This is a genomic window from Streptomyces atroolivaceus (assembly GCF_000717025.1).
GTDB lineage: Bacteria > Actinomycetota > Actinomycetes > Streptomycetales > Streptomycetaceae > Streptomyces > Streptomyces atroolivaceus.
This window is the reverse complement of record NZ_JNXG01000001.1, coordinates 644,820-667,387: the sequence shown is the minus strand read 5'-3', so window position 1 is coordinate 667,387 and position 22,568 is coordinate 644,820. Positions and strand designations below refer to the sequence as shown.

18 protein-coding genes, 5 tRNA genes and 1 pseudogene are annotated in these 22,568 nt (G+C 70.0%); 10 read left to right on the top strand and 14 right to left on the bottom strand.

Annotation, left to right across the window (positions count from 1 at the left end):
* Positions 1–230: 230 nt before the first annotated feature.
* From OO67_RS02980 to OO67_RS02970, 3 genes are all read right to left on the bottom strand, one after another.
* Positions 231–773, bottom strand: a complete 543-nt coding sequence (locus OO67_RS02980; protein ID WP_157841649.1) for an Rv1352/Rv1906c domain-containing protein — start codon at positions 771–773, stop codon at positions 231–233.
* A gap of 226 nt (positions 774–999) precedes the next feature.
* Positions 1,000–1,578 carry an HD domain-containing protein gene (locus OO67_RS02975; protein ID WP_033296954.1) on the bottom strand — a complete coding sequence of 193 codons (579 nt, stop codon included), beginning with the start codon at positions 1,576–1,578 and terminating at the stop codon, positions 1,000–1,002.
* 12 nt (positions 1,579–1,590) lie between these two features.
* Positions 1,591–2,709 (bottom strand): helix-turn-helix domain-containing protein, encoded by a 1,119-nt coding sequence (locus tag OO67_RS02970; protein ID WP_033296953.1) that lies wholly within the window; start codon positions 2,707–2,709, stop codon positions 1,591–1,593.
* 131 nt (positions 2,710–2,840) lie between these two features.
* Here OO67_RS02970 and OO67_RS38885 point away from each other — a divergent pair, with 131 nt between their 5' ends.
* The gene (locus OO67_RS38885) at positions 2,841–2,990 is read left to right on the top strand and encodes a hypothetical protein (protein WP_167748627.1); all 150 of its coding nucleotides are present in this window, start codon (positions 2,841–2,843) and stop codon (positions 2,988–2,990) included.
* A gap of 280 nt (positions 2,991–3,270) precedes the next feature.
* Complete coding sequence (locus tag OO67_RS02965; RefSeq protein WP_033296952.1) at positions 3,271–3,759, top strand: glycine-rich domain-containing protein; 489 nt, start codon at positions 3,271–3,273, stop codon at positions 3,757–3,759.
* 316 nt (positions 3,760–4,075) lie between these two features.
* Here the strand turns inward: OO67_RS02965 and OO67_RS02960 are convergent.
* The 7 genes and pseudogenes from OO67_RS02960 to OO67_RS02930 all read right to left on the bottom strand — a co-directional run bounded on the left by OO67_RS02960 (position 4,076) and on the right by OO67_RS02930 (position 10,322).
* Positions 4,076–4,152 (bottom strand) — tRNA-Lys (locus OO67_RS02960).
* Between the two features lie 91 nt (positions 4,153–4,243).
* Positions 4,244–5,799 (bottom strand): annotated as a pseudogene (locus tag OO67_RS02955) (amino acid permease).
* Positions 5,800–5,902: 103 nt separating this feature from the next.
* On the bottom strand, positions 5,903–8,212 hold the full coding sequence (locus OO67_RS02950; RefSeq protein ID WP_244300010.1) for a DEAD/DEAH box helicase: 2,310 nt from the start codon (positions 8,210–8,212) through the stop codon (positions 5,903–5,905).
* Between the two features lie 209 nt (positions 8,213–8,421).
* Positions 8,422–8,979, bottom strand: coding sequence for a hypothetical protein (locus OO67_RS02945; protein WP_033296950.1), 558 nt, complete (start codon positions 8,977–8,979; stop codon positions 8,422–8,424).
* A 115-nt stretch (positions 8,980–9,094) separates the two neighbouring features.
* Positions 9,095–9,478, bottom strand: coding sequence for a fluoride efflux transporter FluC (locus tag OO67_RS02940; RefSeq protein WP_033296949.1), 384 nt, complete (start codon positions 9,476–9,478; stop codon positions 9,095–9,097).
* The gene (locus tag OO67_RS02935; RefSeq protein WP_033296948.1) at positions 9,475–9,972 is read right to left on the bottom strand and encodes a FluC/FEX family fluoride channel; all 498 of its coding nucleotides are present in this window, start codon (positions 9,970–9,972) and stop codon (positions 9,475–9,477) included. The genes OO67_RS02940 and OO67_RS02935 overlap by 4 nt, the downstream gene beginning before the upstream one ends.
* The gene (locus OO67_RS02930) at positions 9,969–10,322 is read right to left on the bottom strand and encodes a metallopeptidase family protein (RefSeq protein ID WP_015578045.1); all 354 of its coding nucleotides are present in this window, start codon (positions 10,320–10,322) and stop codon (positions 9,969–9,971) included. The genes OO67_RS02935 and OO67_RS02930 overlap by 4 nt, the downstream gene beginning before the upstream one ends.
* Positions 10,323–10,445: 123 nt before the next feature.
* On the opposite strand from OO67_RS02930, the gene OO67_RS02925 reads away from it, so the two are divergent.
* From OO67_RS02925 to OO67_RS02910, 4 genes are all read left to right on the top strand, one after another.
* The gene (locus tag OO67_RS02925) at positions 10,446–11,984 is read left to right on the top strand and encodes a metallophosphoesterase family protein (protein WP_033296947.1); all 1,539 of its coding nucleotides are present in this window, start codon (positions 10,446–10,448) and stop codon (positions 11,982–11,984) included.
* An 80-nt stretch (positions 11,985–12,064) separates the two neighbouring features.
* Positions 12,065–12,137 (top strand) — tRNA-Glu (locus tag OO67_RS02920).
* A 39-nt stretch (positions 12,138–12,176) separates the two neighbouring features.
* Positions 12,177–12,251 (top strand) — tRNA-Asp (locus tag OO67_RS02915).
* A 22-nt stretch (positions 12,252–12,273) separates the two neighbouring features.
* Positions 12,274–12,347 (top strand) — tRNA-Phe (locus tag OO67_RS02910).
* A 53-nt stretch (positions 12,348–12,400) separates the two neighbouring features.
* Here OO67_RS02910 and OO67_RS02905 read toward each other — a convergent pair.
* Both OO67_RS02905 and OO67_RS02900 read right to left on the bottom strand, forming a co-directional pair.
* Positions 12,401–13,228 (bottom strand): cytochrome c biogenesis CcdA family protein, encoded by an 828-nt coding sequence (locus tag OO67_RS02905; RefSeq protein ID WP_033296946.1) that lies wholly within the window; start codon positions 13,226–13,228, stop codon positions 12,401–12,403.
* On the bottom strand, positions 13,225–14,013 hold the full coding sequence (locus tag OO67_RS02900; protein WP_033296945.1) for a DsbA family protein: 789 nt from the start codon (positions 14,011–14,013) through the stop codon (positions 13,225–13,227). The genes OO67_RS02905 and OO67_RS02900 overlap by 4 nt, the downstream gene beginning before the upstream one ends.
* Positions 14,014–14,308: 295 nt before the next feature.
* Between OO67_RS02900 and hrpA the strand changes: the two genes are divergently transcribed.
* From hrpA to OO67_RS39510, 3 genes are all read left to right on the top strand, one after another.
* Positions 14,309–18,241 carry an ATP-dependent RNA helicase HrpA gene (gene hrpA / locus OO67_RS02895; protein ID WP_033296944.1) on the top strand — a complete coding sequence of 1,311 codons (3,933 nt, stop codon included), beginning with the start codon at positions 14,309–14,311 and terminating at the stop codon, positions 18,239–18,241.
* Between the two features lie 116 nt (positions 18,242–18,357).
* Positions 18,358–18,432: transfer RNA gene (locus OO67_RS02890), tRNA-Asp, on the top strand.
* A 140-nt stretch (positions 18,433–18,572) separates the two neighbouring features.
* Positions 18,573–18,884 carry a DUF6274 family protein gene (locus tag OO67_RS39510; RefSeq protein ID WP_078597582.1) on the top strand — a complete coding sequence of 104 codons (312 nt, stop codon included), beginning with the start codon at positions 18,573–18,575 and terminating at the stop codon, positions 18,882–18,884.
* 593 nt (positions 18,885–19,477) lie between these two features.
* Here the strand turns inward: OO67_RS39510 and bldC are convergent.
* Both bldC and OO67_RS02880 read right to left on the bottom strand, forming a co-directional pair.
* Positions 19,478–19,684 (bottom strand): developmental transcriptional regulator BldC, encoded by a 207-nt coding sequence (gene bldC / locus OO67_RS02885; protein ID WP_003949541.1) that lies wholly within the window; start codon positions 19,682–19,684, stop codon positions 19,478–19,480.
* A gap of 660 nt (positions 19,685–20,344) precedes the next feature.
* The gene (locus OO67_RS02880; RefSeq protein ID WP_033296943.1) at positions 20,345–21,187 is read right to left on the bottom strand and encodes a DUF8083 family protein; all 843 of its coding nucleotides are present in this window, start codon (positions 21,185–21,187) and stop codon (positions 20,345–20,347) included.
* Between the two features lie 175 nt (positions 21,188–21,362).
* Between OO67_RS02880 and OO67_RS02875 the strand changes: the two genes are divergently transcribed.
* A complete protein-coding gene (locus OO67_RS02875) occupies positions 21,363–22,445 on the top strand; it encodes a Leu/Phe/Val dehydrogenase (RefSeq protein ID WP_078597578.1) in 1,083 nt (360 codons plus the stop codon).
* The last annotated feature ends 123 nt before the right edge of the window (positions 22,446–22,568 follow it).

Below are 22,568 nucleotides of genomic sequence, written 5' to 3'. Positions count from 1 at the left end.
CGCTCTCCGCGAGACTTCGGATCCAACCGTCCCGCGGACGAGTACGCCGAGGACGGGCCAGGACCGGGACCGACGACCACGCGCCCACTGCCGACTCATCCGCTCACGAGTGAACACGTTCACGCCATCGCGGAGGTGATGGCGCATCTTTGCCGCCGGGCACGGACCGGTGGACAGGGCGCGCGACTGCGGGCCCCGACCTGGTGGCCGAGCGCCGCAAAGTTGTCTGACTACTTGCGGGGCTTGAGCGGTTCGCAGCCGCTGATGCTGACGACGCCGTCCGCTTCGGTGAGCGTGATGATGATGCGCTCGTCGACCCCGGCAGACTTGATCTTCGGCATGGTCGTCTCGCCGGTGGGCTCCGTGGTGATGGAGCAGAACTCGAAGATACCCGCCTCTGCCCCGCTACTGGTATAGGTCCCGACGGGGATGTCCTCGCTGACGACGTAATCACCCGAGGGGTATTCGGCTTCCTTCGGCTGAGGCTTCTTGGCGGCCTGCTGCGGCTCCTCGGATGTTTTCTCCGTCGGCTTGGCGGGCGCGGCCGTCGCGGATTTCGTGACCACGGGCGCGGTCACTTCGAGGTTCGGAGACTTGTCGGCCTGGATGGCGTCGTCACCGACAACCAGCAGGATGAGGAGAAGGACAAGGACCCCACCGAAGACGCTGCCGGTGACAATGGCGATGATCGCCCCGACGCTCATCGGCTTTCGGGGCGGCGGGTAACCGGGGCCGCCGACAAAGGGCGGATGCTGCGGGTACTGGTTGCTCATGGTCCCCCCAAGGATCGTGCGTGAAATCGGGATCGTATCGGCGATTTGGTACAGGTGTGCCTGAAGTCCACAAAGGGCTCAGAGGCTCGTCGTCGACCGCCCGAAGCCGCTGCTGTGGTTGTGGATCTCGGTGCGGTTGGTCGTCGTGACGCCGCCACGCCCGTGCAGCGATCACGCCCCTGTCCTGGTCCTACGGCCGGGACAGGGGCGCTTCGTGCGTTCCGGGTCAGGGCTTCTCACCGAGAGCGGTGCGCAGCCAGTCGAGGGATCCCTGCTCGAGGAGCTCGTCGGCGAGGCGCTTGCCGGTCTCTGTGACGAGGCGACCCTTGCTGTTGTCGATCCAGCGCTGCGCGTTCTCGTAGCCATGTGCCTTGTACTCGATGCCCTGCAGCATGCACTCCAACTTGTCGGCATCCCTCGCGCAGATCGCTTCGGCTGACTCCTTGGCCTCGTACTCCGCGACCAGGTCCCGGATGGCGGAGGCCAGGACCTCGGGCATGCCCTCCGTCTGGTCTGCAGTGACCTCCTGCGGGTCACCAGCAGGGGCGTACTTCTTCCCGAGGTGGTTCACGTCCCCGGTGCGGGTCTCCTGGGTGTCGTGCCACACCGCGAGGAACGCCGCCTGCGCGGGGTCGGCGCCTTCCAGCTTGGCAATGATCGAGGCGATCAGCGAGGTACGCCACGAGTGCTCGGCAACGCTCTCCGGGTTATGCACCCCGGCCATCCACCAGCCCGTCCTGCGCGTGTTCTTGAGCGTGCCGGCCTCGTACAAGAAGCGGCTCACTGCCGACAGGTCGTCAGCCACGCCCGTCTCCTCTCACGCCTCAGCAAGGCGGATCGCGTACCGGATGCCCTCCAGCTCCCGGCGCGCGTGCGCCGACAACTCCCGGTTATCCAACATCACGGGAAGGGCTGCGCGTAGCTCGTCACCGATCACCGTTCCGGGGCGGAGCAGGTTCGGCCGGGCGGCGAGGAGCGCCCACAGGGTGTGGACGTTCAGGTCGAAAAAGCCGTGCTTCGGGGTCATGCCTCGCACGAGGTGGCGCAACAGCCTGTCACCAGGCCACGGTCCTGGGCTCGGGTCGGCGATGAAGTCGTCGGAGAGCTGCAGGTGCGGTGCCTCACCGATCCAGTAGGCCCAGTAGTTGAGGTTGGCGGCCTCACCCGCGTCGTCGTCGGCAAGCGTCGTCCGGATGAAGTGCCCCATACGGTCTCGGTCGCCCTGCCTGGCGGCGACAGCCGCGACGGAGCGGGAGTTGAGCCAGCTTGTCAGCCAGCCGTCCGGGCGCTCAGTTCGCTGCTGCTGGGCCAGCCATGCGGAGGTGTCAGGCGCGTCATCGTATCCGGCGAGGTAGAGGGCTTGGCGGCGTAGGAGGAAGCGCTCCTCACCTCGCGTCTGCTCGGCGGTCTGGCGCATGCGGGAGAAGAAGCGTCGTCTGTCGTCGGCGGGGAGCTCCGGTCCACGCGCCACGGGTCCGCGGCGCGGCCGCGGCGGGTCGGGCAGTGCTCGCAGCGATGTCGGGGTGACGCCGTTGAGTGGCCAGGAGAGGACCTCGACCAGGTGTCGTTGCATGACCCATGCGCCGAGAGGGCTGTCGTCGGCAGGGATGTCCTCGTCGAGGGCGCCGGCCAGGAGTACGTCCGCTTCCATGGCTCGTTGCAGGGCCAAGAGCAGCGCGGGCGCGCTGCCGAGCTGCAGCAGCTGGTGGCGGTACATGAGCATCTGCCCGACCGGGACAGCGGTCAGGGGGCGGCGCCCCGACTCCCACCCGGCAACGGTGTCGGCGGAGACCCGGAACCATTCCGCGAGGGTGTCCTGGGTGTGGCCGAGCTGCTCGCGGATCAGGCGGAAGACGTAGCCGGCAACTATGCCGCCACGACCGCGCGGCCGCGTTCCCTGACCGCTGGTCAGGGTGGTGCGTGAGCCGGTGTCCATGGCGTCCCCCTTGCCTGTCGACCACGGCCGGACACCCGTACCAGCGGTCAGTTCAAGCGGCGGCCCCTGCTCCCTACCGTCGTAGGTGCAGTGATGACCAGGCAACACAGAGTAGTGGAAGGGACGTCATCGTGCCGATGCGGATGAAGGTGTACGAGGTGGACCGCGACGGCGGCATCCGAGTGGTCCACGAGGAGTCCGAGGTCGTCCCGCTCAAGAGGCCCGAGGAGAGACACGCGTACCCGGCCTGCGAGTGCGATCTGTGCAAGAAGCCGTCATGACCGACTGCACCCGGCGGCTCCCCGTACTGGAGACGCTCACGTGGGACCAGTCCGCCGGCCGGGCCTGCGTCTGGTGCAAGAGGCCTCTCGTGACCGGCGCCGTGTCCGCCGGCACGATCCACGACCGCGACGGCGCTCACGTCCTCGACACCGAGGTGTGGGCCTGCCCGCCCTGCGACGCCGGAGAGCGTCCAGCTGAACGACTTCCGCCTCGACCGCCCGCTCCCTGGGGGACAGCGGCCGAGTCGGCGACCCCCCAACCAGCAGAAGGAGATCTACGGTGAGCGTAGACCTGCCCGTCATCGCGCGGGCGCTCATCCCCGACAGCCAGTTCACCAGTTGCCGCTCCACCGTCATGGACGCCAATCCGCACATGAGCGAGGAGATGGCCGGCCGGATCGTCGAGGAGGGCTTGAAGTTCGTGGCTGCCTCCGCGACGCACCCCACCACCGGCCTGGCTCCGTCCAGGATCGTGGACGAGGGGTGGCATGCCCTGATCCTGCACACCGCCATGTACGCCGAGCTGTGCGGGCGCCTCGGATCCTTCGTGCACCACTTCCCGGGGTACGACCCCACGAACTTCGACCCGCCGATCATCGACCGGACTCGCGAGACGATCGCAGCTCTCGGCTATCCCTTGGACGACGAGCTCTGGGGGCCGCCGTCGGACGAGACCCTCGCCTCCGTGGCCGCGAAGTGCCAGCACGCCCCGGACTGCACCATCGTGATCACGCCGAAGCCCAAGCCGGGCAACAGCTGCGCTCGGTAGCCTGGCAGGAGGAGGTGCCCCTATGGCGCAGGAATGGACCGACCCACGGTACGCCGAAGTGGTCGCAGCATGGGAAGCCGGGCAGGCGCCCGACTCCCGTGACCCGCAGGAGCCCCGAGGCCTGAGGGGTTTCCTCGTCCCGGCGGAACCTGAGACACCGAAGCACTGAGCAGCAGGAGCCCCGGCCGCGCATGCGGTCGGGGCTTCTTCGTGTGATCGTTTGCACTTCGATGGAGCTTGGGTGGAACATCCGCCCGAAATAAGCCCGAACAAGCAAAAGGCCCCAGGTCAGAAAACACTCTGACCTGGGGTCCAGTGGTAGGCCGTGTGGGACTCGAACCCACAACCAACGGATTAAAAGTCCGCTGCTCTGACCAATTGAGCTAACGGCCCGTGATGGATCACCCCCGAGCATAGCTCCCCCGGGCCCGGCAGCCGATCGGGTATCGGGTGCCGGGCCCTGTCGTGCCCGGAGCGGGGCGGGTCAGTCCGTGGTTCCGCCCGTGGTCGTGCGCTTGTGAACCGGGGCGGCCGGCTTCAGGAACCAGTGCCGCGCGGAGACCAGCCACCAGACGGCGGCGAAGCCGAGCACCACCAGGACGGCCAGCGGCGCGTAGTTGAAGCTCTCCCAGGTGACCGGGGACACCTGGGGCAATATGAAGAGCACCGTGATCACCCCTACCCAGGTCACCGCGACGATCCCGATGGGCCGCGACCACCGGCCCAGGTGCCAGGGGCCCCGGACGAAGTCGTCGCCCCTCAGCAGCCTGAGCAGCGTGGGAATGACGTAGGCGATGTAGAGGCCGATGACCGCGATGGAGGTCACAGCGGCGTACGCGGTGACGTTGATCAGGTATGGGAGACCGAGGGCCAGGGCGCCGAGCGCGGCCAGCCAGACGGCCGCCACAGGCGTGCGGGTGCGGGGACTGACCGTGTGCCAGACGCGGGAGAAGGGCAGCGCCCCGTCCCGCGAGAAGGCGTAGATCATGCGGCTGTTGGCGGTCACCGACGCCATCCCGCAGAACAGCTGGGCCCCGATCACGACGAGCAGCAGGAGCTTGCCCGTGGTGGCGCCGAGCGCGTCCAGCAGGATCTGGGCGGGCGGGGCGCCGGTCGGGGAGTTCAGGGCACCCTCGTACGACTGGATGGCGAAGGTGAAACCCAGCAGGAGGACGAAACCGGCGATCCAGGACGTCCAGATGGACTGCACGATGCCGCGCGGTCCCGCCACGGCCGCGTCGTGGGTCTCCTCCGTCATGTGGGCCGAGGCGTCGTACCCGGTGAAGGTGTACTGCGCCATCAGCAGACCGATCATCACGACGTAGAAGCCGCTGCCCCAGCCGGTGTTGTTGACGAACTCGGTGAAGACGTACGACGCCGACTGATGCGAGTCCGGCACGAAGGTGAGCGCGCCGACGATGACGGCGACCCCGACCACGTGCCACCACACGCTCACGTTGTTGAGGACGGCGACGATGCCGACGCCGAAGGTGTTCAGCAGGCCGTGCAGGATCAGGATCGCGGCGAAGAGCAGGATCGTGCGCCCGGGGGTGACCTCGAAGCCGAACTGGAGGTTCAGGTACGCCCCGAGGAAGGACGCCGCCCCGAAGTCGATACCGGCGGTGACGGCGACCTGGCCGAGCACGTTGAACCAGCCGGCGAACCAGGCCCACGCCGCGGCCGAGCGCGGCGGGGCGGGGCGTGCGCCCAGAAGTACAGGCCCGCTGACGTCGGGTACGCCGAACAGATCTCGGCCATCGCCAGACCGACGAACAGCGTCATCAGTCCGACGCCCACCCACCCCCAGGTGATGACGGCGGGACCGCCGGTGTTCATCCCGAACAGATACAGCGTCAGGCAGCCGGAGAGCACCGAGATGATCGTGAACGAGACGGCGTAGTTGGAGAAGGCGGACATCCGGCGGGCGAGTACCTGGGTGTAGCCGAGTTCGGCCAGCCGTTCCTCGTCGGAGAGGTGTGCGGGTGGGCCCTGGAGGGCATCGGGTGGTGGCTCTGCCGCCACGGCTTCGTCGTTTGTCATGCCCCCAGCGATGCCCTGGCACGAACGCCGGAAACGCCGCAGGGCCCGCACAGCACCGAAGTGCTGTACGGGCCCTGCGGACCGCTCCGTGAGTCAGCCGGACTCAGCCGTTGCGCTTCCAGCGCGGCTTGTCGTCGCGGCGGCCGAAGGTACCGGTGCCGGTACCCGTGCCGGTGCCACCGCGGTGGTCGTCACGGCGGCCGGTCGGGCGGTCGCCGCCACCGGAGCGGAAGCCGCCCGAGGGACGGTCGTCACGACGGTCACGGTTGAACGGACGGTCGCTGCCACCGGAGCGGAAGCCACCGGAGGGGCGCTCGTCACGACGGTCGCGGTTGAACGACGGGCGGTCGTTGTCACGACGCTCGAAGGGACGGCCACCCCGGTCGTCACGACGGTCGCCACCACCGGTGCCGCCACCGGAGCGGAAGCCACCGGACGGACGGTCGTCACGACGGTCGCGGTTGAACGACGGGCGGTCGTTGTCACGACGCTCGAACGGACGGCCACCCCGGTCGTCACGACGGTCGCCACCACCGGTGCCGCCACCGGAGCGGAAGCCACCGGACGGACGGTCGCTGCTGCCGCGGAAGGACGGGCGGTCGTTGCTGCCCCGGTAGCCGGCTCCGCCGGAGGGACGGCCACTGCGCTCGCCGACACGGTCGTTGCCACCGCGGAAACCACCACGGTCGCCACGGTCGTTGCCGCCTCGGTAGCCGCCGCGGTCGTTGCCGCCACGGTCGTCACGCCGGCCGTAGTTGCCCCGCTCGTCGCGGCGGTCGTCACGCGCGGCCGGCTGCTCCGGGACGGACACGGCTGCGACGAGTGCGGCCTCGGCCTCGGCGGCCACCTCGGCCACCGCCGCCTCCGGGTCGTCGCCCCGCTCGCGGGCGGCACGGGCGACCAGACGGTCGGCCTCCTCGCGCAGCTCCACGGCACGGCGCTGGACGCGCTCCAGCTGCTTGGTGAGGTCGGCGGCCTCGCGCTCGGCCTGCTTGGCCGCGTTGTTCGCGGAGTCGGCCTGGACCTCGGTCAGCGAGCGGGCACCGGTGATCTCGGCGACCTCGGGCTCGAAGACGCCGGCACCCTGCACGATGTGGCGCGAGGCGTCGACGCCCGCGTCCTCCATGAGGCGGAAGATCTGGCGACGCTGGTGCGGCAGCGCCAGCGAGACGACGACACCGGACTTGCCGGCGCGGGCGGTGCGGCCCGAGCGGTGCAGGTAGTCCTTGTGGTCGCCGGCCGGGTCCACGTTCAGGACGAGGTCGATGCCGTCGACGTGGATGCCGCGGGCGGCTACGTCGGTGGCCACGAGGGCGTTGACGTAGCCCTTCTTGAAGTCCTCGAGGACGCGGGTGCGGGCACCCTGCGTCATGCCGCCGTGCAGCGCGTCGGCCTTCACGCCGGACTCGATGAGCTGCTCGGCGATGCGGTCGGCACCCAGCTGGGTACGGACGAAAATGATCGTGCGGCCCTTGCGGGCGGCGATCGCGGCCGTGACGGGCGCCTTGTCCTTCGGCTTCACGACGAGGACGTGGTGCGACATGGTCGTGACGTTGCCCTGGGCGCTGTCGACCTCGTGCGTGACCGGGTTGGTCAGGTAGCGCTTGACCAGCGTGCCGATCTCGTTCTCCATGGTGGCGGAGAAGAGCATGCGCTGGCCGCCGCCGGGGATCTGGTCGAGCAGCTCGGTGACCTCGGGCAGGAAGCCGAGGTCGGACATCTGGTCGGCCTCGTCGAGGACGGCGACCTGGACGTTCGCGAGCGAGCAGGCGCCGCGGTTGATGATGTCGCGCAGACGGCCGGGCGTGGCGACGAGGACGTCGACACCGCGCTCCAGCGCGTAGATCTGGTTGCCCATCGACGTACCGCCGCAGACGACCTTCATCTTCAGGCCGAGCACGTCGCCGTAGGGCTGGAGGGCGTCCGCGACCTGCATCGCGAGCTCACGCGTGGGGGTGAGGATGATGCCGCGCGGCTTCTTCTTCTCGGTCGTGCCGCCGGACAGGGTGGCCAGCAGCGGCAGACCGAAGGACAGCGTCTTTCCGGAGCCGGTACGGCCACGGCCCAGGATGTCCTTGCCGGCCAGGGCGTCCGGGATGGTCGCGGCCTGGATCGGGAAGGGGGCGGTCACACCGTTCTGCGCGAGCTTGCGGACGATGCCGTCGGGCAGTCCGAGCGAGGCGAAGGTGATGCTCGGCTCGGCGTCCTCGGCGGCCTCTTCGGAGGTGACCTCTTCGGAGTCGTCCGCGGCGGGAGCGGCTGCGGGAGCTTCGGCGGCGGGGGTCTCCGCGGCCGGGGTCTCGTCGGCTGCCTGGGGGGCCTGGGCCACTACGGCCTCGGCGGCCTCCACGACCTCGATGTTCTCGACGTCGTTCTCGGGCATGACGGTGTGGTCAGAACTGGAAATTGACATGCGAAATGCGAAACCTTCCGGAGTCTCGGCACGCGCCCGTAACTCCGTGTTTTCGCAATTTCGACCGCCTCAATGCGGTCCAGCCACGGCAAGGGAGAGTACGCGCCACACGGCGCTCTTCTGTGTCGGCGCCGGGCATAGGATCAAACGATCTACTACCATACGCACTCTCCCCCCATTCGCGCAAACCGGGTCGCCGCCGACCCGCTTCACACCGGCGCGACCTGCGGTGATACCCGCGGAGTGGGCCACACCTCCACCCGCCCCGGCGCCCCCATCGCGTCCGTGCGGAACTGGGCGGCCGGCGAGGCCGAAGGCGGCTCCGGCGGCGGCGAGGGTTCCGGCTCGGGCGAGGGCGGGGGCTCCTCAGGGGTGACCGGCGGAGGGGGCGGCTCGCCCGGGCCCGGCACGCTGGGCTCCGGGGTGGGCAGGGGCCCGCCCTGGGTCGGCTCCGGGGTTCCGGGACCGCCGGGCACCGGCCGGGCCTCCGCGGGGCCGGCCGCCGGGGCACGGCCCGAGGCCTTGGCGTCCGGTGTGCGGGAGACACCGCGGTCGGACTGCGCCTCGGCACGGCCGTCACCGGAGCCGGACCGGCCGGAGCCGGACACGGTGCCGCCGGCGGGCCGGGCCGACGCGCCCTTCTGTTCGGCGGCACGCGAGGGAGCCGGCTTCCCGGCGTCGTCACCGACGCTCACACAGCCGGTGGACGCGGCGAGCGTCAGCGCGGTGACTGCTGCCCAGCGGACGCGGGCGGACAACTGGCGCACGGGGTGCACCTCCGGGGAGGAGAGAGCGGCGGAAGGGAGAGCGATGTGTTCAACTCCCCTGCCCCCGCCGGGGACACGCCCGGACCCCAGACCCGCCTGCGGCCGGCCGGCCGGGTCACGCCCCGGGGCCCCCGGAACCGCCCGCCAGTTCCACGCCCAGGAAGACCGCGCCGAGCCCCACCAGCAGGGACGCCAGCACATTGGCCCCGGCCAGGAAGCCACGGCCCTCCTCGGCCAGTCGCAGGGTCTCGTACGAGAACGTCGAGTACGTCGTCAGCGCCCCGCACAGACCGGTGCCCAGCAGCGCGTACACGGGCGTGGACACCGTGGCACCCGTGAGCACCCCGAGCAGCAGGCTGCCCGCCGCGTTGACCGTGAAGGTCCCCCACGGGAAGACGTACGGCAGCCCGGCGCCATGCCGGGCCTGCACCGCACGGTCCGTCAGATAGCGCAACGGCGCGCCGACGGCACCCCCGAGCGCGACCAGCAGCCAGCTCACGACGCCCGCCGCCGCCCGTCCAGCAGCGCCCGGGTGGACACGGCACCCGCCCACACCGCGCCGAGCGCCGCGACGGCCGTCGCGGTCGCGTACGCCATCGCCGTCGCCACCTCCTGACGCACCAGCAGCTTCGACACGTCTGCGGCGTAGGTCGAGAACGTGGTGAACCCGCCGAGCACCCCGACCCCCAGGAACGGCCGCACCAGCGGATGCGCCGCCCCGTCCCGCTCCGCGAGCAGCACCATCAGCACGCCGATCAGGGCGCAGCCCGTCACGTTGACCCCGAAGACGGTCCAGGGGAACGCCCCTTCGCCGACCGGCCAGGCCAGGGAGGCCGCGTACCGCGCCGTGGCCCCCAGGGCGCCACCCGCAGCGATCACGGCGAGGACCCGCCACCGGCCGGCCCCCGCGGTCTCGGCGCGCTGCGCCGGTACGGAGAGATCGACGTCCGGGTCGACGGACGGCCGGCCCGGCGGCGGCTCCCGGTAACTCACCCGTACCCCAGCTCGTGCAGCCGCTCGTCGTCGATGCCGAAGTGGTGGGCGATCTCGTGGACCACGGTGATCTCGGTCTCGGCGACCACGTCCTCGCGTGTCTCGCACATCCGCAGCGTCGGCCCCCGGTAGATGGTGATCCGGTCCGGCAGCACCCCCGCGTACCACTCGCCGCGCTCGGTGAGCGGTGTGCCCTCGTAGAGTCCGAGCAGCTCCCGGTCCTCCGGATCCTCCGGCTCCTCCTCTACGAACACCGCGACGTTGTCCATCAGCCGCATCAGCTCCGGCGGGACCCGGTCAAGAGCCAGGCTCACCAGCTCTTCGAACTCCTCGCGCGTCATCTCCAGCACACCGCCATTGTCACGTACGCCGGGCGGAACGGGCGGGCCGCACCCAGCCCCGGGGCCACCCACCCGGCCCACCGCCGCCCGCTCTCCCGCATGTCCGCCGCCCGATCGGGGCATACGCGCCCAATGGCACGCCCGTTCCACGCCGCAGCCGCCCGTGTCCGCCGCCTCCGCTCCCGCCCGCGCGCCACCGCCCCCGTGTCCGCCGGCGGACTCGTCCCCGCGGCGCACCCCTGGAAGCTCGCGCCCGGCCTGCTGGCCGTGGTCGTGCTGGGCGCCTGGCTGGGACTGCTGGTCGTCGGCAGTGTGCGTACGCCCGTGGGGCCCATGGACACCACCATGACCCTGCGGCCCTCGGTGAGCGGCGGCACCAAGATCAACGTGTCGCCGCTCGGCGCACTGGAGCTGGACTCCCACCACGCCCCGGTCCGCCTGGACGTGGACGTCGACCAGCTGGACCCGGAGCGCTCGCAGGCCCTGGTCAAGCACCCCGAGCGCCTCTCCGGTCTCCAGGACGAGGTCACCGACGACGTCGCCTCCGGCACCCGGGAGCTGGCCGTCCGCTCCTGCGTCGCCGTGGTCTCCGGAGCGACCGCCCTCGGCCTGGTCGTCTACCGGCGCCCGCGCCGCGCCCTGGCCGCCGGGGGTCTCGCGCTGGCGCTGCTCGCCGCCTCGGGCGTCAGCGCGTACGCCACCTGGAACCCGAAGTCCGTACTGGAGCCGAAATTCTCCGGGCTGCTCTCCAGCGCCCCGTCGGTCGTGGGCGACGCGCGCTCGATCGTCACCGAGTTCGACGTCTACCAGCAGGAGCTGGCACGGCTCGTCACCAACGTCACCAAGCTGTACGACGCCACGTCCACGCTCCCCGTGTACCAGCCGGACCCTGCGACCATCCGGGTCCTGCACGTCTCCGACATCCACCTCAACCCCGCCGCCTGGCACATCATCGGCTCGCTCGTCGAGCAGTACGACATCGACGTGATCATCGACTCCGGCGACACGATGGACCACGGCACCACCGCGGAGAACGGCTTCCTGGACCCCGTCCGCGACCTCGGCGCGCCCTACGTCTGGGTGAGGGGCAACCACGACTCCAAGGACACCCAGGCCTATCTGAGGAAGACCAGGAACGCGCACGTCCTGGACGAGGGCAGCGCCGTGGACGTGGCCGGGCTGCGGATCGCCGGCATCGGGGACCCGCAGTTCACCCCGGACCGCTCGCGCCCCACCGGCGGCAAGGCGTCCGAGCAGCAGGCGGGCAGGCGCCTCGCCTCGGAGCTGCGTGACCAGAAGCGGGCGGGGACCCCGGTGGACATCGCGGTGGCCCACGACCCGAACGCGGCACGGGAGACGGACGGGACGGTTCCGCTCGTCCTGGCCGGCCATGTGCACCACCGGGTGAACGAACTGCTGCCGATGGGTACGCGGCTCAAGGTCGAGGGCTCCACGGGCGGCGGCGGCCTGCGCGCCGTGCAGAACGAGAAGCCCGAGAAGGTGCGCGCCTCCGTGCTCTACCTGGACCGCCCCACCCGGCATCTGCAGGCCTGGGACGAGGTCACCCTCGGAGGTCTCGGCCTGACGACGGCCGAGGTCAGCCGCCACCTTCCGGAGGAGAACCTCAAGAGTCCGTCCCCCTCCGCACCCCCGTCCACGACCTCCCCCTAAACCGTTTTGGCGATACCTCCTGCCATCACATATGCTTCTCACGTCCCCGACGCGCTGGAAAGCGCGCAGGTGGGCCCTTAGCCCTCATCGTCTAGTGGCCCAGGACGCCGCCCTTTCAAGGCGGTAGCACGGGTTCGAATCCCGTTGGGGGCACGCTTAACCGTGTGCGAGACTTGTCTCGCACATTAGCTTGGTCCTGTGGAGCAGTTTGGAGTGCTCGCCACCCTGTCAAGGTGGAGGCCGCGGGTTCAAATCCCGTCAGGACCGCTGCAGCCCGTATGAGCTGCGTGGCTGGGTAGCTCAGTTGGTACGAGCGATCGCCTGAAAAGCGATAGGTCGCCGGTTCGATCCCGGCCCCAGCCACCTCATGAAGGCCCCGTCCGATGGACGGGGCCTTCGTCGTGCCCGGCCTCCCCTCAGCCGTCACGGCGCCGCCGCACCGCCTGAACGGTCAGCCCGAGCAGCACCACGCCGGCCAGGGCGGTCAGCGCGGCAACATCGGGGACCCGCTCGCCGAGGCGCCGGGCCCACTGCTCGACGGCGAACGAGTCGTCCACGTCCAGGAGTCCGGGCAGCGCGGTCGTTCCGTCGTAGACGAGGAAGAGCACCCCGAGCCCGATGAAGAAGAGGCCGGAGAGCAGCGAGGTGCTGTGGAGTTCGAAGCGGCCGGCGCGCAGCGGCCGGCCGCGCAGCCAGGCCCGGCGCCCCAGGTCGAAGCGCTCCCAGAGGAGGGCGAGCACGAACAGCGGGAGGGCCATGCCCAGCGCGTAGACGGCGAGCAGCAGTCCTCCGTAGGCGGGGCTGCCGCTGACGGCCGCCACCGTGAGGACACTGCCGAGGATCGGGCCCGCGCAGAAGCCCGCGAGGCCGTAGACCGCGCCCAGGGCGTAGACGGAGAAGACGGTCGTGGGCCGGATACGGCCGCTGAGGGCGGCGATCCGCCGGGAGGCGAAGCCCAGCCCGAGGATCTGGGCGAGCCCCAGCGTGATGATCAGCCAGCCCGCGCCGAGGACGAGAGCGTCGCGGTGCCCGTAGAAGAGCCGTCCGGCGTACGAGCCCGCGGCACCGAGCGGGACGAGGGTGGTGGCGAGACCGGCGTAGAAGATGCCCGTACGCGCCAGGAGCCGTGAGGCGGAGTCGACGGAGTACGCGAAGAAGGCCGGGAGCAGCAGGGCGCTGCACGGGCTGACGAGGGCCAGCAGACCGCCGAGCAGGGCGGCGAAGTAGCCGATGTCCGGGGTCACTTCGCGGGCTCTCCGGCGTTCCCGACGTTCGCTTCCTCCGCTGCTGCCGCCTCGATGGCCTGGGTGAAGACGGCCATGGGCTGGGCTCCGGCCACGGGGCGGCCGTTGATGAGGAAGGACGGGGTGGACGTGGCACCGATCCCGTAGGCCTGTTCCCGGTCGACGCGGACCGCCTCGACGGCCGCCGCGCTGTCCGTGTCACGCGTGAAGCGGTCGAGGTCCTTCACGCCCGCCTGCTGGGCGAGGGCCCTGAGGCGATCCCGTCCGAAGCCCTTCTCCTTGGCGTCCTCGGCGTAGGCGGCCCGGTGGAAGGCCCAGAAGCGGTCCTGCCGGCCGGCTGCCCAGGAGGCTCGCGCGGCCGCCTCCGACGCCTCGCCGAAGATCGGGAAGTTGCGCCACTCGATGCGCAGGGTGCCGTCGTCGACGTACCTCTTGATCAGTTCGGGTTCGGTGTCCCGGGCGAACTTCCCGCAGTAGCCGCACTGGAAGTCGGCGTACTCGATGAGGACGACCGGTGCGGCGGTGCGGCCCAGGGCCAGCTTGTCGTCGGCGTCGCGCCGGGCGAGCCCGGCCAGTTCCCGGTGGACGTCGGAGTCCGGTCCGGTGGACGTGACGGCGGCCGGGGTGCCGGGGCCGGGCCCGTCCGGGGCGGTGGCCCGGTAGGAGACGAATCCGAGCAGCCCGGCGGCGAGAACCACGACGAGGCCGAAGAGCACCGGCTTCTTCGCGGAGGACTTCTTCGTGGAGGACTTCGCGGAGGGCGAAGGGCGGGTGGGCGTGGGCATGCGGCGCTCCGTGCGAGTGATGCGGGGAAAGCGGGACCTGCGGAAAGGGGCGCGGCGGCGCGGGGCCCGCCTACGCTTCCGGCACCCGGCGTCGGGCGGGTGCGGGTATATCCCGGGACATGGGGCCGCCTTGCACGGGGGACGGGTGATCAGTTGCCCGAAATGGTACGTCCTGTGGCCGCGCCCTCCCGCTCGGTCACCGGTGCCGCGGCGGAGCCCTCCCGGTTCGGTGTGACGCGGCCCGGACGAAATACGTTCGCCACTCCTCGCGCGCGGGTGAGATCCTGGGGTCCGTATGTCTACTTCCTTCGCCGATCTCCAGACCCAGCTCGGGCAGCTCTCGCTCCGCGACGCGCACCGGCTCGGCCGCCGCCTCGAGGGTGCCCGTCGCATCCGCAAGCCGGAGGCCCGCCAGTCCGTGCTGGACGAGATCTCCGCCGAGGCCGGGAAGGCAGCCGAGCGGCTCGCAGGACGCGCCGCGCGGATGCCCGCCCTCTCGTACCCGGAGCAACTTCCGGTCAGCCAGAAGAAGGACGAGATCCTGGAGGCGATACGCGACCACCAGGTCGTGATCGTCGCGGGTGAGACCGGCTCGGGCAAGACCACCCAGATCCCCAAGATCTGCATGGAGCTGGGCCGTGGCGTCCGGGGCATGATCGGTCACACCCAGCCCCGCCGGATCGCCGCGCGCACGGTCGCCGAGCGCGTCGCCGACGAGCTGGACACCCCGCTCGGCGAGGCCGTCGGCTGGAAGGTGCGCTTCACCGACCAGGTGAATCCGGACGCGACCTTCGTGAAGCTGATGACGGACGGCATCCTGCTGGCCGAGATCCAGACGGACCGCGAGCTCCTCGCCTACGACACGATCATCATCGACGAGGCCCACGAGCGGTCGCTGAACATCGACTTCCTGCTCGGCTACCTGGCCCGGCTGCTGCCCAAGCGCCCCGATCTGAAGGTCGTCATCACGTCGGCGACCATCGACCCGGAACGCTTCGCCAAGCACTTCGGCGAGGCACCGATCGTGGAGGTCAGCGGACGTACTTATCCGGTGGAGGTGCGCTACCGGCCCCTCCTCGAGGAGGAGGGCGACGACTCCGACCGCGACCAGATCACAGCGATCTGCGACGCCGTCGACGAGCTGGACCACGAGGCCCCGGGCGATGTCCTGGTCTTCCTCTCCGGGGAGCGGGAGATCCGCGACACGGCTGACGCCCTGAACAAACGCAACCTCAGACACACCGAGGTGCTCCCCCTCTACGCGCGCCTCTCGCACGCCGAGCAGCACCGCGTGTTCCAGCGCCACACCGGACGCCGCATCGTCCTCGCCACGAACGTCGCCGAGACCTCGCTGACCGTCCCCGGCATCAAGTACGTGATCGACCCGGGCAACGCCCGCATCTCCCGCTACAGCCACCGCACCAAGGTCCAGCGGCTGCCGATCGAGCGGATCTCCCAGGCCAGCGCCAACCAGCGCAAGGGCCGCTGCGGCCGTACGTCGGACGGCATCTGCATCCGGCTGTACTCCGAGGACGACTTCGTCACCCGTCCCGAGTTCACCGACCCCGAGATCCTGAGGACCAACCTGGCCTCCGTCATCCTCCAGATGACCGCGGCCGGCCTCGGTGACATCGAGAAGTTCCCCTTCATCGACCCGCCGGACCACCGCAACATCCGCGACGGCGTCCAGCTGCTCCAGGAGCTGGGCGCGCTCGACCCGGCGGAGAAGGATCCGAAGAAGCGCCTCACGCCGCTGGGCCGCAAGCTCTCCCAGCTGCCCGTCGACCCGCGCCTGGCCCGCATGGTCATCGAAGCCGAGAAGAACGGCTGCGCACGCGAGGTCATGGTCATCGCGGCGGCCCTGTCCATCCAGGACCCTCGTGAGCGTCCCTCGGAGAAGCAGACCCAGGCCGATCAGAACCACGCCCGCTTCAAGGACGAGACGTCCGACTTCCTGGCGTTCCTGAACCTGTGGCGCTACATCCGGGAACAGCAGAAGGAGCGCGGCTCCTCCAGCTTCCGCCGGATGTGCAAGCAGGAGTACCTGAACTTCCTGCGGATCCGTGAGTGGCAGGACATCTACGCCCAGCTGCGAACGGTCGCCAAGCAGATGGGGATCGAGGTCAAGGAGTCCTCGACGGGTGCCGACGCGCCGGAACAGTCGGTGCACACCTCGCTGCTGGCCGGCCTGCTGTCGCACATCGGGCTGAAGGACACCGAGAAGAACGAGTACCTGGGCGCCCGCAGCGCCAAGTTCGCGATCTTCCCCGGTTCCGCGCTGTTCAAGAAGCAGCCGCGCTTCGTGATGTCGGCCGAGCTGGTCGAGACGTCCCGGCTGTGGGCGCGGGTCAACGCGAAGGTCGAGCCGGAGTGGATCGAGCCACTCGCCCAGCACCTGCTGAAGCGGACCTACAGCGAACCGCACTGGGAGAAGGACCAGGCCGCGGTGATGGCGTACGAGCGGGTCACGCTCTACGGGGTACCGATCGTCGCCCAGCGCAAGATCAATTTCGGCCGTATCGACCAGGAGGCGTCGCGCGATCTGTTCATCCGCAACGCCCTGGTCGAGGGGGACTGGCGCACACACCACCAGTTCTTCCATGACAACCGCAAACTGCTCGGTGAGGTCGAGGAGTTGGAGCACCGCGCGCGGCGCCGCGACATCCTCGTGGACGACGAGACGCTCTTCGACTTCTACGATCAGCGGATCCCCGAGCACATCGTCTCCGGCGCCCACTTCGACTCCTGGTGGAAGCACAAGCGCCGTGACGAGCCGGACGCGCTCGACTTCGAGCGCTCGATGCTCATCAACGAGAAGGCCGGAGCCGTCACCAAGGACGACTACCCGGACTCCTGGCGGCAGGGGAAGCTCAAGTTCCGGGTGACCTACCAGTTCGAGCCGGGCGCGGACGCCGACGGTGTGACCGTCCACATCCCGCTCCAGGTGCTCAACCAGGTCACCGCCGAGGGCTTCGACTGGCAGATCCCGGGCCTGCGCCCGGAGGTGGTCACCGAGCTGATCCGCTCACTGCCCAAGCCGATCCGGCGGCACTACGTCCCCGCACCGGACTACGCGGCGAAGTTCCTGGACCGTGCGGTCCCCCTGCAGGAGCCCCTGCCGCTGACGCTCGCCCGTGAGCTCCAGCGGATGGTGGGCGTCCCGGTCACGGCGGACGACTTCGACCTGTCCCGGGTCCCGGACCACCTGAAGATCACTTTCCGCATCACCGACGAACGGCGCCGCAAGGTCGCCGAGGACAAGGATCTGGAGGCGCTGAAGCTCCAGCTGCGCCCCAAGGCCCGCCAGGCCCTCTCCAAGGCCGCCGCGGCCACCGCGGGCCCCTCGGGAGAGTCCATCGAGCGTTCGGGCCTCACCGACTGGACCATCGGCACCCTGAACCGTGTCTTCGAGACCCGTCGCGCGGGCCAGCCGGTCAAGGCCTACCCGGCACTCGTCGACCAGGGCGAGAGCGTGGCCGTACGGCTCTTCGACACCGAGGCCGAGCAGCAGCAGGCGATGTGGCGGGGCACCCGGAAGCTGATCCTGCTGAACATCCCGGTGAACCCGGCCAAGTTCGCCTCGGACAAGCTCACCAACCAGCAGAAGCTGGCGCTGTCCCGCAATCCGCACGGCTCCATCCAGGCGCTGTTCGACGACTGCGCGACGGCGGCGGCCGACCGGCTCATCGCCGCGCACGGCGGCCCGGCCTGGGACGAGGCGTCGTTCCGGAAGCTGTACGACAAGGTGCGCGCCGACCTCGTGGACCTCACCGTCCGCACGATCGGCCAGGTGCAGCAGATCCTGGCCGCCTGGCAGGCCTGCGAGCGCCGGCTGAAGTCGACGAACAGCCTGGTCCTGATCAACAACGTCACGGACGTACGGGACCACCTGGCGCGCCTCGTGCCGCCCGGGTTCGTCACCGCGACCGGACTGCGGAGACTGCCCGACCTGATGCGCTACCTGGTCGCCGAGGACCGCAGGCTGCAGCAGATGCCGACGAACGTCCAGCGCGACACCACGCGTATGGAGAAGGTCCACGAGATGCAGGACGAGTACGCCTGGCTGCTCGAACAGCTGCCCCAGGGACGGCCGGTGCCCCAGGAGGTCCTGGACATCCGCTGGATGATCGAGGAGCTGCGGGTGAGCTACTTCGCGCACGCGCTGGGCACCGCGCAGCCCGTCTCGGACAAGCGGATCGTGAAGGCGATCGACGCGGCCGCTCCGTGAGCAGGCACCCCGCGGGGCCGTGACGACGTCCGCACGGTGAGTGAGTTCGACCTGGCCCTCGGACCTCCTGTACAGTCTGGATTCGCAGCAGGCCGCAAGGCAGGCAGCGAAAACCTGGTCCTGTGGAGCAGTTTGGAGTGCTCGCCACCCTGTCAAGGTGGAGGCCGCGGGTTCAAATCCCGTCAGGACCGCAGTAACGGAAGCCCGGATCCCCTGGATCCGGGCTTCCGTGCGTCTTGACGCCGACTTCCGCCACGGGTAACTCCGTAGGACGGAGTCCACCCTTGTTCCCTCGACGCCGGGTGGCCGGTCCCACCGGGAGGCCGCACGCATGTCTGCGCCCACGGAAAGGCACGAGACCCGCGCGCTGCTGCGCGCCCACCTGGCGGCCGCTTCCGGCTACCGCCACCTCACCCGGCACTGTCCGATCTGCCATCGCCTGCTGCGGCTCGCCATGGAGCCCCTGACGGCCCCACAGGCGCCGCGCGCACCCCGGAAGCCCGGCGATGCCGCCGAGCCACCGCCGGCCCCGGAGAGCCGCCCCCGAGCCCCCGGGAGCGACTCCGCGGCAGTTCCTCCGCCTCCGCCCCCGGCAGACGGCGGCGGAGGCGGCGACGGCGGGGGCCGGGAGCGGGGCAGGTAGCGGCACGGGGGACGAAAGTCCTCGCGCGACATGACCATCTGCCGCAGCCAAGCACCCCCGCGCGGTGGCAGGCTCGTAGTGAGCGGGACGACGCCGGTGTGACGGGAGTCACCGAATCAGTTTTGCGCGGGGGGTACTTTACGCACTTCCTACAACTGGCGAATTTAATATGTGCAATTGCACTGCCGCCGAAGCACATCCCGGACCGTTCCGCCCGAGCCGCCCCACGACGTCCGGGACCCGGGCGAACAGCCCCGAACAGGCCCGCTCACGGTCGCACGCGGCCTCCCCGCAAACCGACCCGTCGGCAGGTTCGGGCAGAGGACCGGACCGTTCGGGCACTCGCCGGGCCCCTTCCCGGCATGCCAAAAGCCTCCCCGCGCCGCCTTCTCGCGGACGCCCTCCGCACCTGCCGGGCACAAAAAAGATCGCGCTGGACCCGGCGGAGTCCAGCGCGATCGAACGACGTACCCGCATGTCACAGGCATGGCACCCGTTGGGGCAGGCGCCCGTCGTATGGAGCTATGAGTGGGAAAACCGGGGGTTGGGGGACCCACCGGCGCCCTGTTGTGGCTGCGGCGACAGGGGGTGTGTCAGGCCTCGCTGCGCTGCTGCGGAATACCCGCAAGCAGTGCGCGGACCTCTGCCTCGCGGTACCGGCGATGCCCACCGAGCGTGCGGATGGACGTGAGCTTGCCAGCCTTTGCCCAACGGGTGACCGTCTTCGGGTCCACGCGGAACATCGTGGCGACCTCAGCCGGGGTCAGCAGCGGCTCGGCATCAGGGGTGCGAGCGGTCATGAGCGGCCTCCTCGGGAGAACCGAACCATCTCGGTTCTTTCCTCTAAATTCTGCACCTTGACCCGCGTTGCCCGAAATGGCGGACGCGGGCCGAGTCGGTTATAGGACGAACGGCTTGTCTTCGGCACTACAACTACACCATCCGTCCAGCCACGTCGGCCAAACCGATGGAATTGCCCTCCCAGGTGTTCATCAGCGACGGAAGCCGATGGACCATGCCATAGCGGACAGTCACGCCCCAGTAACGATCAGTCACAGGACAATCAGGAGTCGTCAGAAGTCGTCAGACCCCCCATAGCGCGCAATGCTGTGCATTCCGCCCATAGTTGGGCGGACAGAGCCCTCCCCGGACTCCTTGTCCTATTTTGGCATGAGGAGTAGGGAAGGGCGCAAGGGCCCCGTTAGTGCTATCCGTCACGCTTGAGGCAAAGGCCCGGTTCAGGACGTAGGTCCCGGGCCCTCCTGGACGGCTTCCCGCCCCACCTGTCGCACGCGTCACACCCGACGCCGGTTCACGGGCCGTCAGTTCCCCTCAGGACATCTCCGTTCACCTCCGCCGGGCTCCCTCGGCGCCCACGATGCCGGGCACCTCCCGGGATGTCTCTTCCCTGCGGATAGCGGCTCTATGCGACGATGCGTTCCAATTAACACCGCTTCGGGCTAGTTGGAGGATTGTAGGTCACGCACCGCTCGCCAACGGTCGGCCAGACGCGCGTACGCGACACCTGCCGCGTCGCCGTCCCCCGAGCGCAGCGCCGCGATGCCCTCGGCCACATCCGCCGCCGACCGGTCCGCGGCGAGCTGCTCGCCGCTCAGCGCGTGGACGAGGCCGCCGTAGTCCAGCTCGACCATGGCGCGTGGATGGAACTCCTCCAGCCATCGCCCGACCTCCACGAGCCCTTCGGTCAGCGGGCCCTCGTCGACGGTCTCCCGCAGCGTCCGCAGCGCTCTCGCCAGCCGGCGCCTGGCCTGCACCATGGGGGTCCGGTACCGCAGCAGCCCGCCGCCGTCCGCGCCGGCGGCGACGTACTCCCGCTCCTCGTCGTCGAACAGGACGAACCAGCGCACCGGCACATGCCACACCGTGGTCCGGATCCAGGGGCGGGCGTCCGGGTTCCGCTCGGCCCACCGCTCGTAGTCCGCGGCCGCCTGTCCTCGCACCACCGGGGGCAGCACCGCGTCCAGCACAGTGGCCGGAAACAGACCCCCCAGTTCACTCATGGCCAGCCAGCCCCGCATCCGGGTCCGCCACGGGCAGACGCAGATCACGCCGTCGACCGACGCGACGAACGCGTCCCCGCTCTCGTGCACCGGCACCGCCACCGGCGGGGTGGGAACCAGGTCTGCGAGCGAGCGGCGCAGTTCGTCCTGTGCCGTGGGGAGGTCGGAGCGCCGGGCGTAACGCGTCCAGTGGCCCCGTTCGGGTTCGCGGAAGGCGGCGAGCGGCTCGTACACCCGCAGGTAGGACGCGTAAGGGACGAGCACCGAAGACACCACCGACATGCGGTGAATCGTGTCACGCCGGTACTCCACAGGGGGGTGATCCCGGTCAGGGGAACAGATCTACGCGTCACGAGGACTTACGCTCTTGCCCATCGGACCGGCCGGTGGCGGCCGGCCCGGACCCTCCCCACCTTCAGGAGGGTCTTCCGCCGCTTCGTACTTGGGAGTCACCACAGTGACCGATGTGACCGACGGCATCCTGCGCACCCTGTTCCACTCGGATCAGGGGGGCCACGAGCAAGTCGTGATCTGCCAGGACCGTGCCAGCGGCCTCAAGGCCGTCATCGCCCTCCACTCCACCGCCCTGGGCCCGGCCCTCGGCGGGACCCGCTTCTATCCGTACGCCTCCGAGGAGGAGGCCGTCGCGGACGCGCTGAACCTGGCGCGCGGTATGTCGTACAAGAACGCCATGGCCGGTCTCGACCACGGCGGCGGCAAGGCCGTCATCATCGGCGATCCTGGCCGGATCAAGTCCGAGAAACTGCTCCTGGCCTACGGACGCTTCGTGGCCTCGCTCGGCGGGCGGTATGTGACCGCCTGTGATGTGGGCACGTACGTCGCGGACATGGACGTCGTCGCCCGGGAGTGCCGCTGGACCACCGGCCGCTCCCCCGAGAACGGCGGCGCGGGTGACTCCTCCGTCCTCACCGCCTTCGGCGTCTTCCAGGGCATGCGGGCCTCCGCCCAGCACCTGTGGGGCGACCCCACGCTCCGTGGCCGCAAGGTCGGTGTCGCGGGCGTCGGCAAGGTCGGCCACCACCTGGTCGAGCACCTGTTGAGCGACGGCGCCGAGGTCGTCGTGACGGATGTGCGCGAGGAAGCCGTACGCCGGGTCACCGACCTGCATCCCGAGGTCTCGGTGGCCCTGGACACGGACGCTCTCATCCGGACCGAGGGGCTCGACATCTACGCCCCTTGCGCGCTCGGCGGCGCGCTGAACGACGAGAGCGTCCCCGTGCTCACCGCCAAGGTGGTGTGCGGCGCGGCCAACAACCAGCTCGCGCATCCCGGCGTCGAGAAGGATCTGGCCGACCGATCGGTTCTGTACGCACCGGACTACGTGGTGAACGCAGGTGGCGTGATCCAGGTCGCCGATGAGCTCCATGGTTTCGACTTCGACCGCTGCAAGGCGAAAGCCGCGAAGATCTTCGACACCACGCTGGCCATATTCGCACGTGCGAAGGCTGATGGAATCCCGCCGGCCGCGGCGGCCGACCGGATCGCCGAACAGCGGATGGCGGACGCCCGCCGTCGCTGACGCGTAACCGCCACGTCGCCCCTCCGTCACCGGTCTGTGGGGAATGCCCGGTGACGGAGGCCACGCCGGGGGCGGCGGACGGCCGGCGGGCCGCGAGGGAGACAAGACTCACTCCGGTCGGCG

What these genes read in the sequence shown, in the direction of transcription:
- OO67_RS02970 (WP_033296953.1), bottom strand. Translation starts at nt 2,709, where the DNA reads ATGGACACCGGCTCACGCACCACCCTGACCAGCGGTCAGGGAACGCGG.
- OO67_RS39510 (WP_078597582.1), top strand. Translation starts at nt 18,573, where the DNA reads ATGTCTGCGCCCACGGAAAGGCACGAGACCCGCGCGCTGCTGCGCGCC.
- bldC (WP_003949541.1), bottom strand. Translation starts at nt 19,684, where the DNA reads ATGACCGCTCGCACCCCTGATGCCGAGCCGCTGCTGACCCCGGCTGAG.
- OO67_RS02925 (WP_033296947.1), top strand. Translation starts at nt 10,446, where the DNA reads ATGGCACGCCCGTTCCACGCCGCAGCCGCCCGTGTCCGCCGCCTCCGC.
- hrpA (WP_033296944.1), top strand. Translation starts at nt 14,309, where the DNA reads ATGTCTACTTCCTTCGCCGATCTCCAGACCCAGCTCGGGCAGCTCTCG.
- OO67_RS02880 (WP_033296943.1), bottom strand. Translation starts at nt 21,187, where the DNA reads ATGTCGGTGGTGTCTTCGGTGCTCGTCCCTTACGCGTCCTACCTGCGG.
- OO67_RS02980 (WP_157841649.1), bottom strand. Translation starts at nt 773, where the DNA reads ATGAGCAACCAGTACCCGCAGCATCCGCCCTTTGTCGGCGGCCCCGGT.
- OO67_RS02950 (WP_244300010.1), bottom strand. Translation starts at nt 8,212, where the DNA reads ATGTCAATTTCCAGTTCTGACCACACCGTCATGCCCGAGAACGACGTC.
- OO67_RS02900 (WP_033296945.1), bottom strand. Translation starts at nt 14,013, where the DNA reads ATGCCCACGCCCACCCGCCCTTCGCCCTCCGCGAAGTCCTCCACGAAG.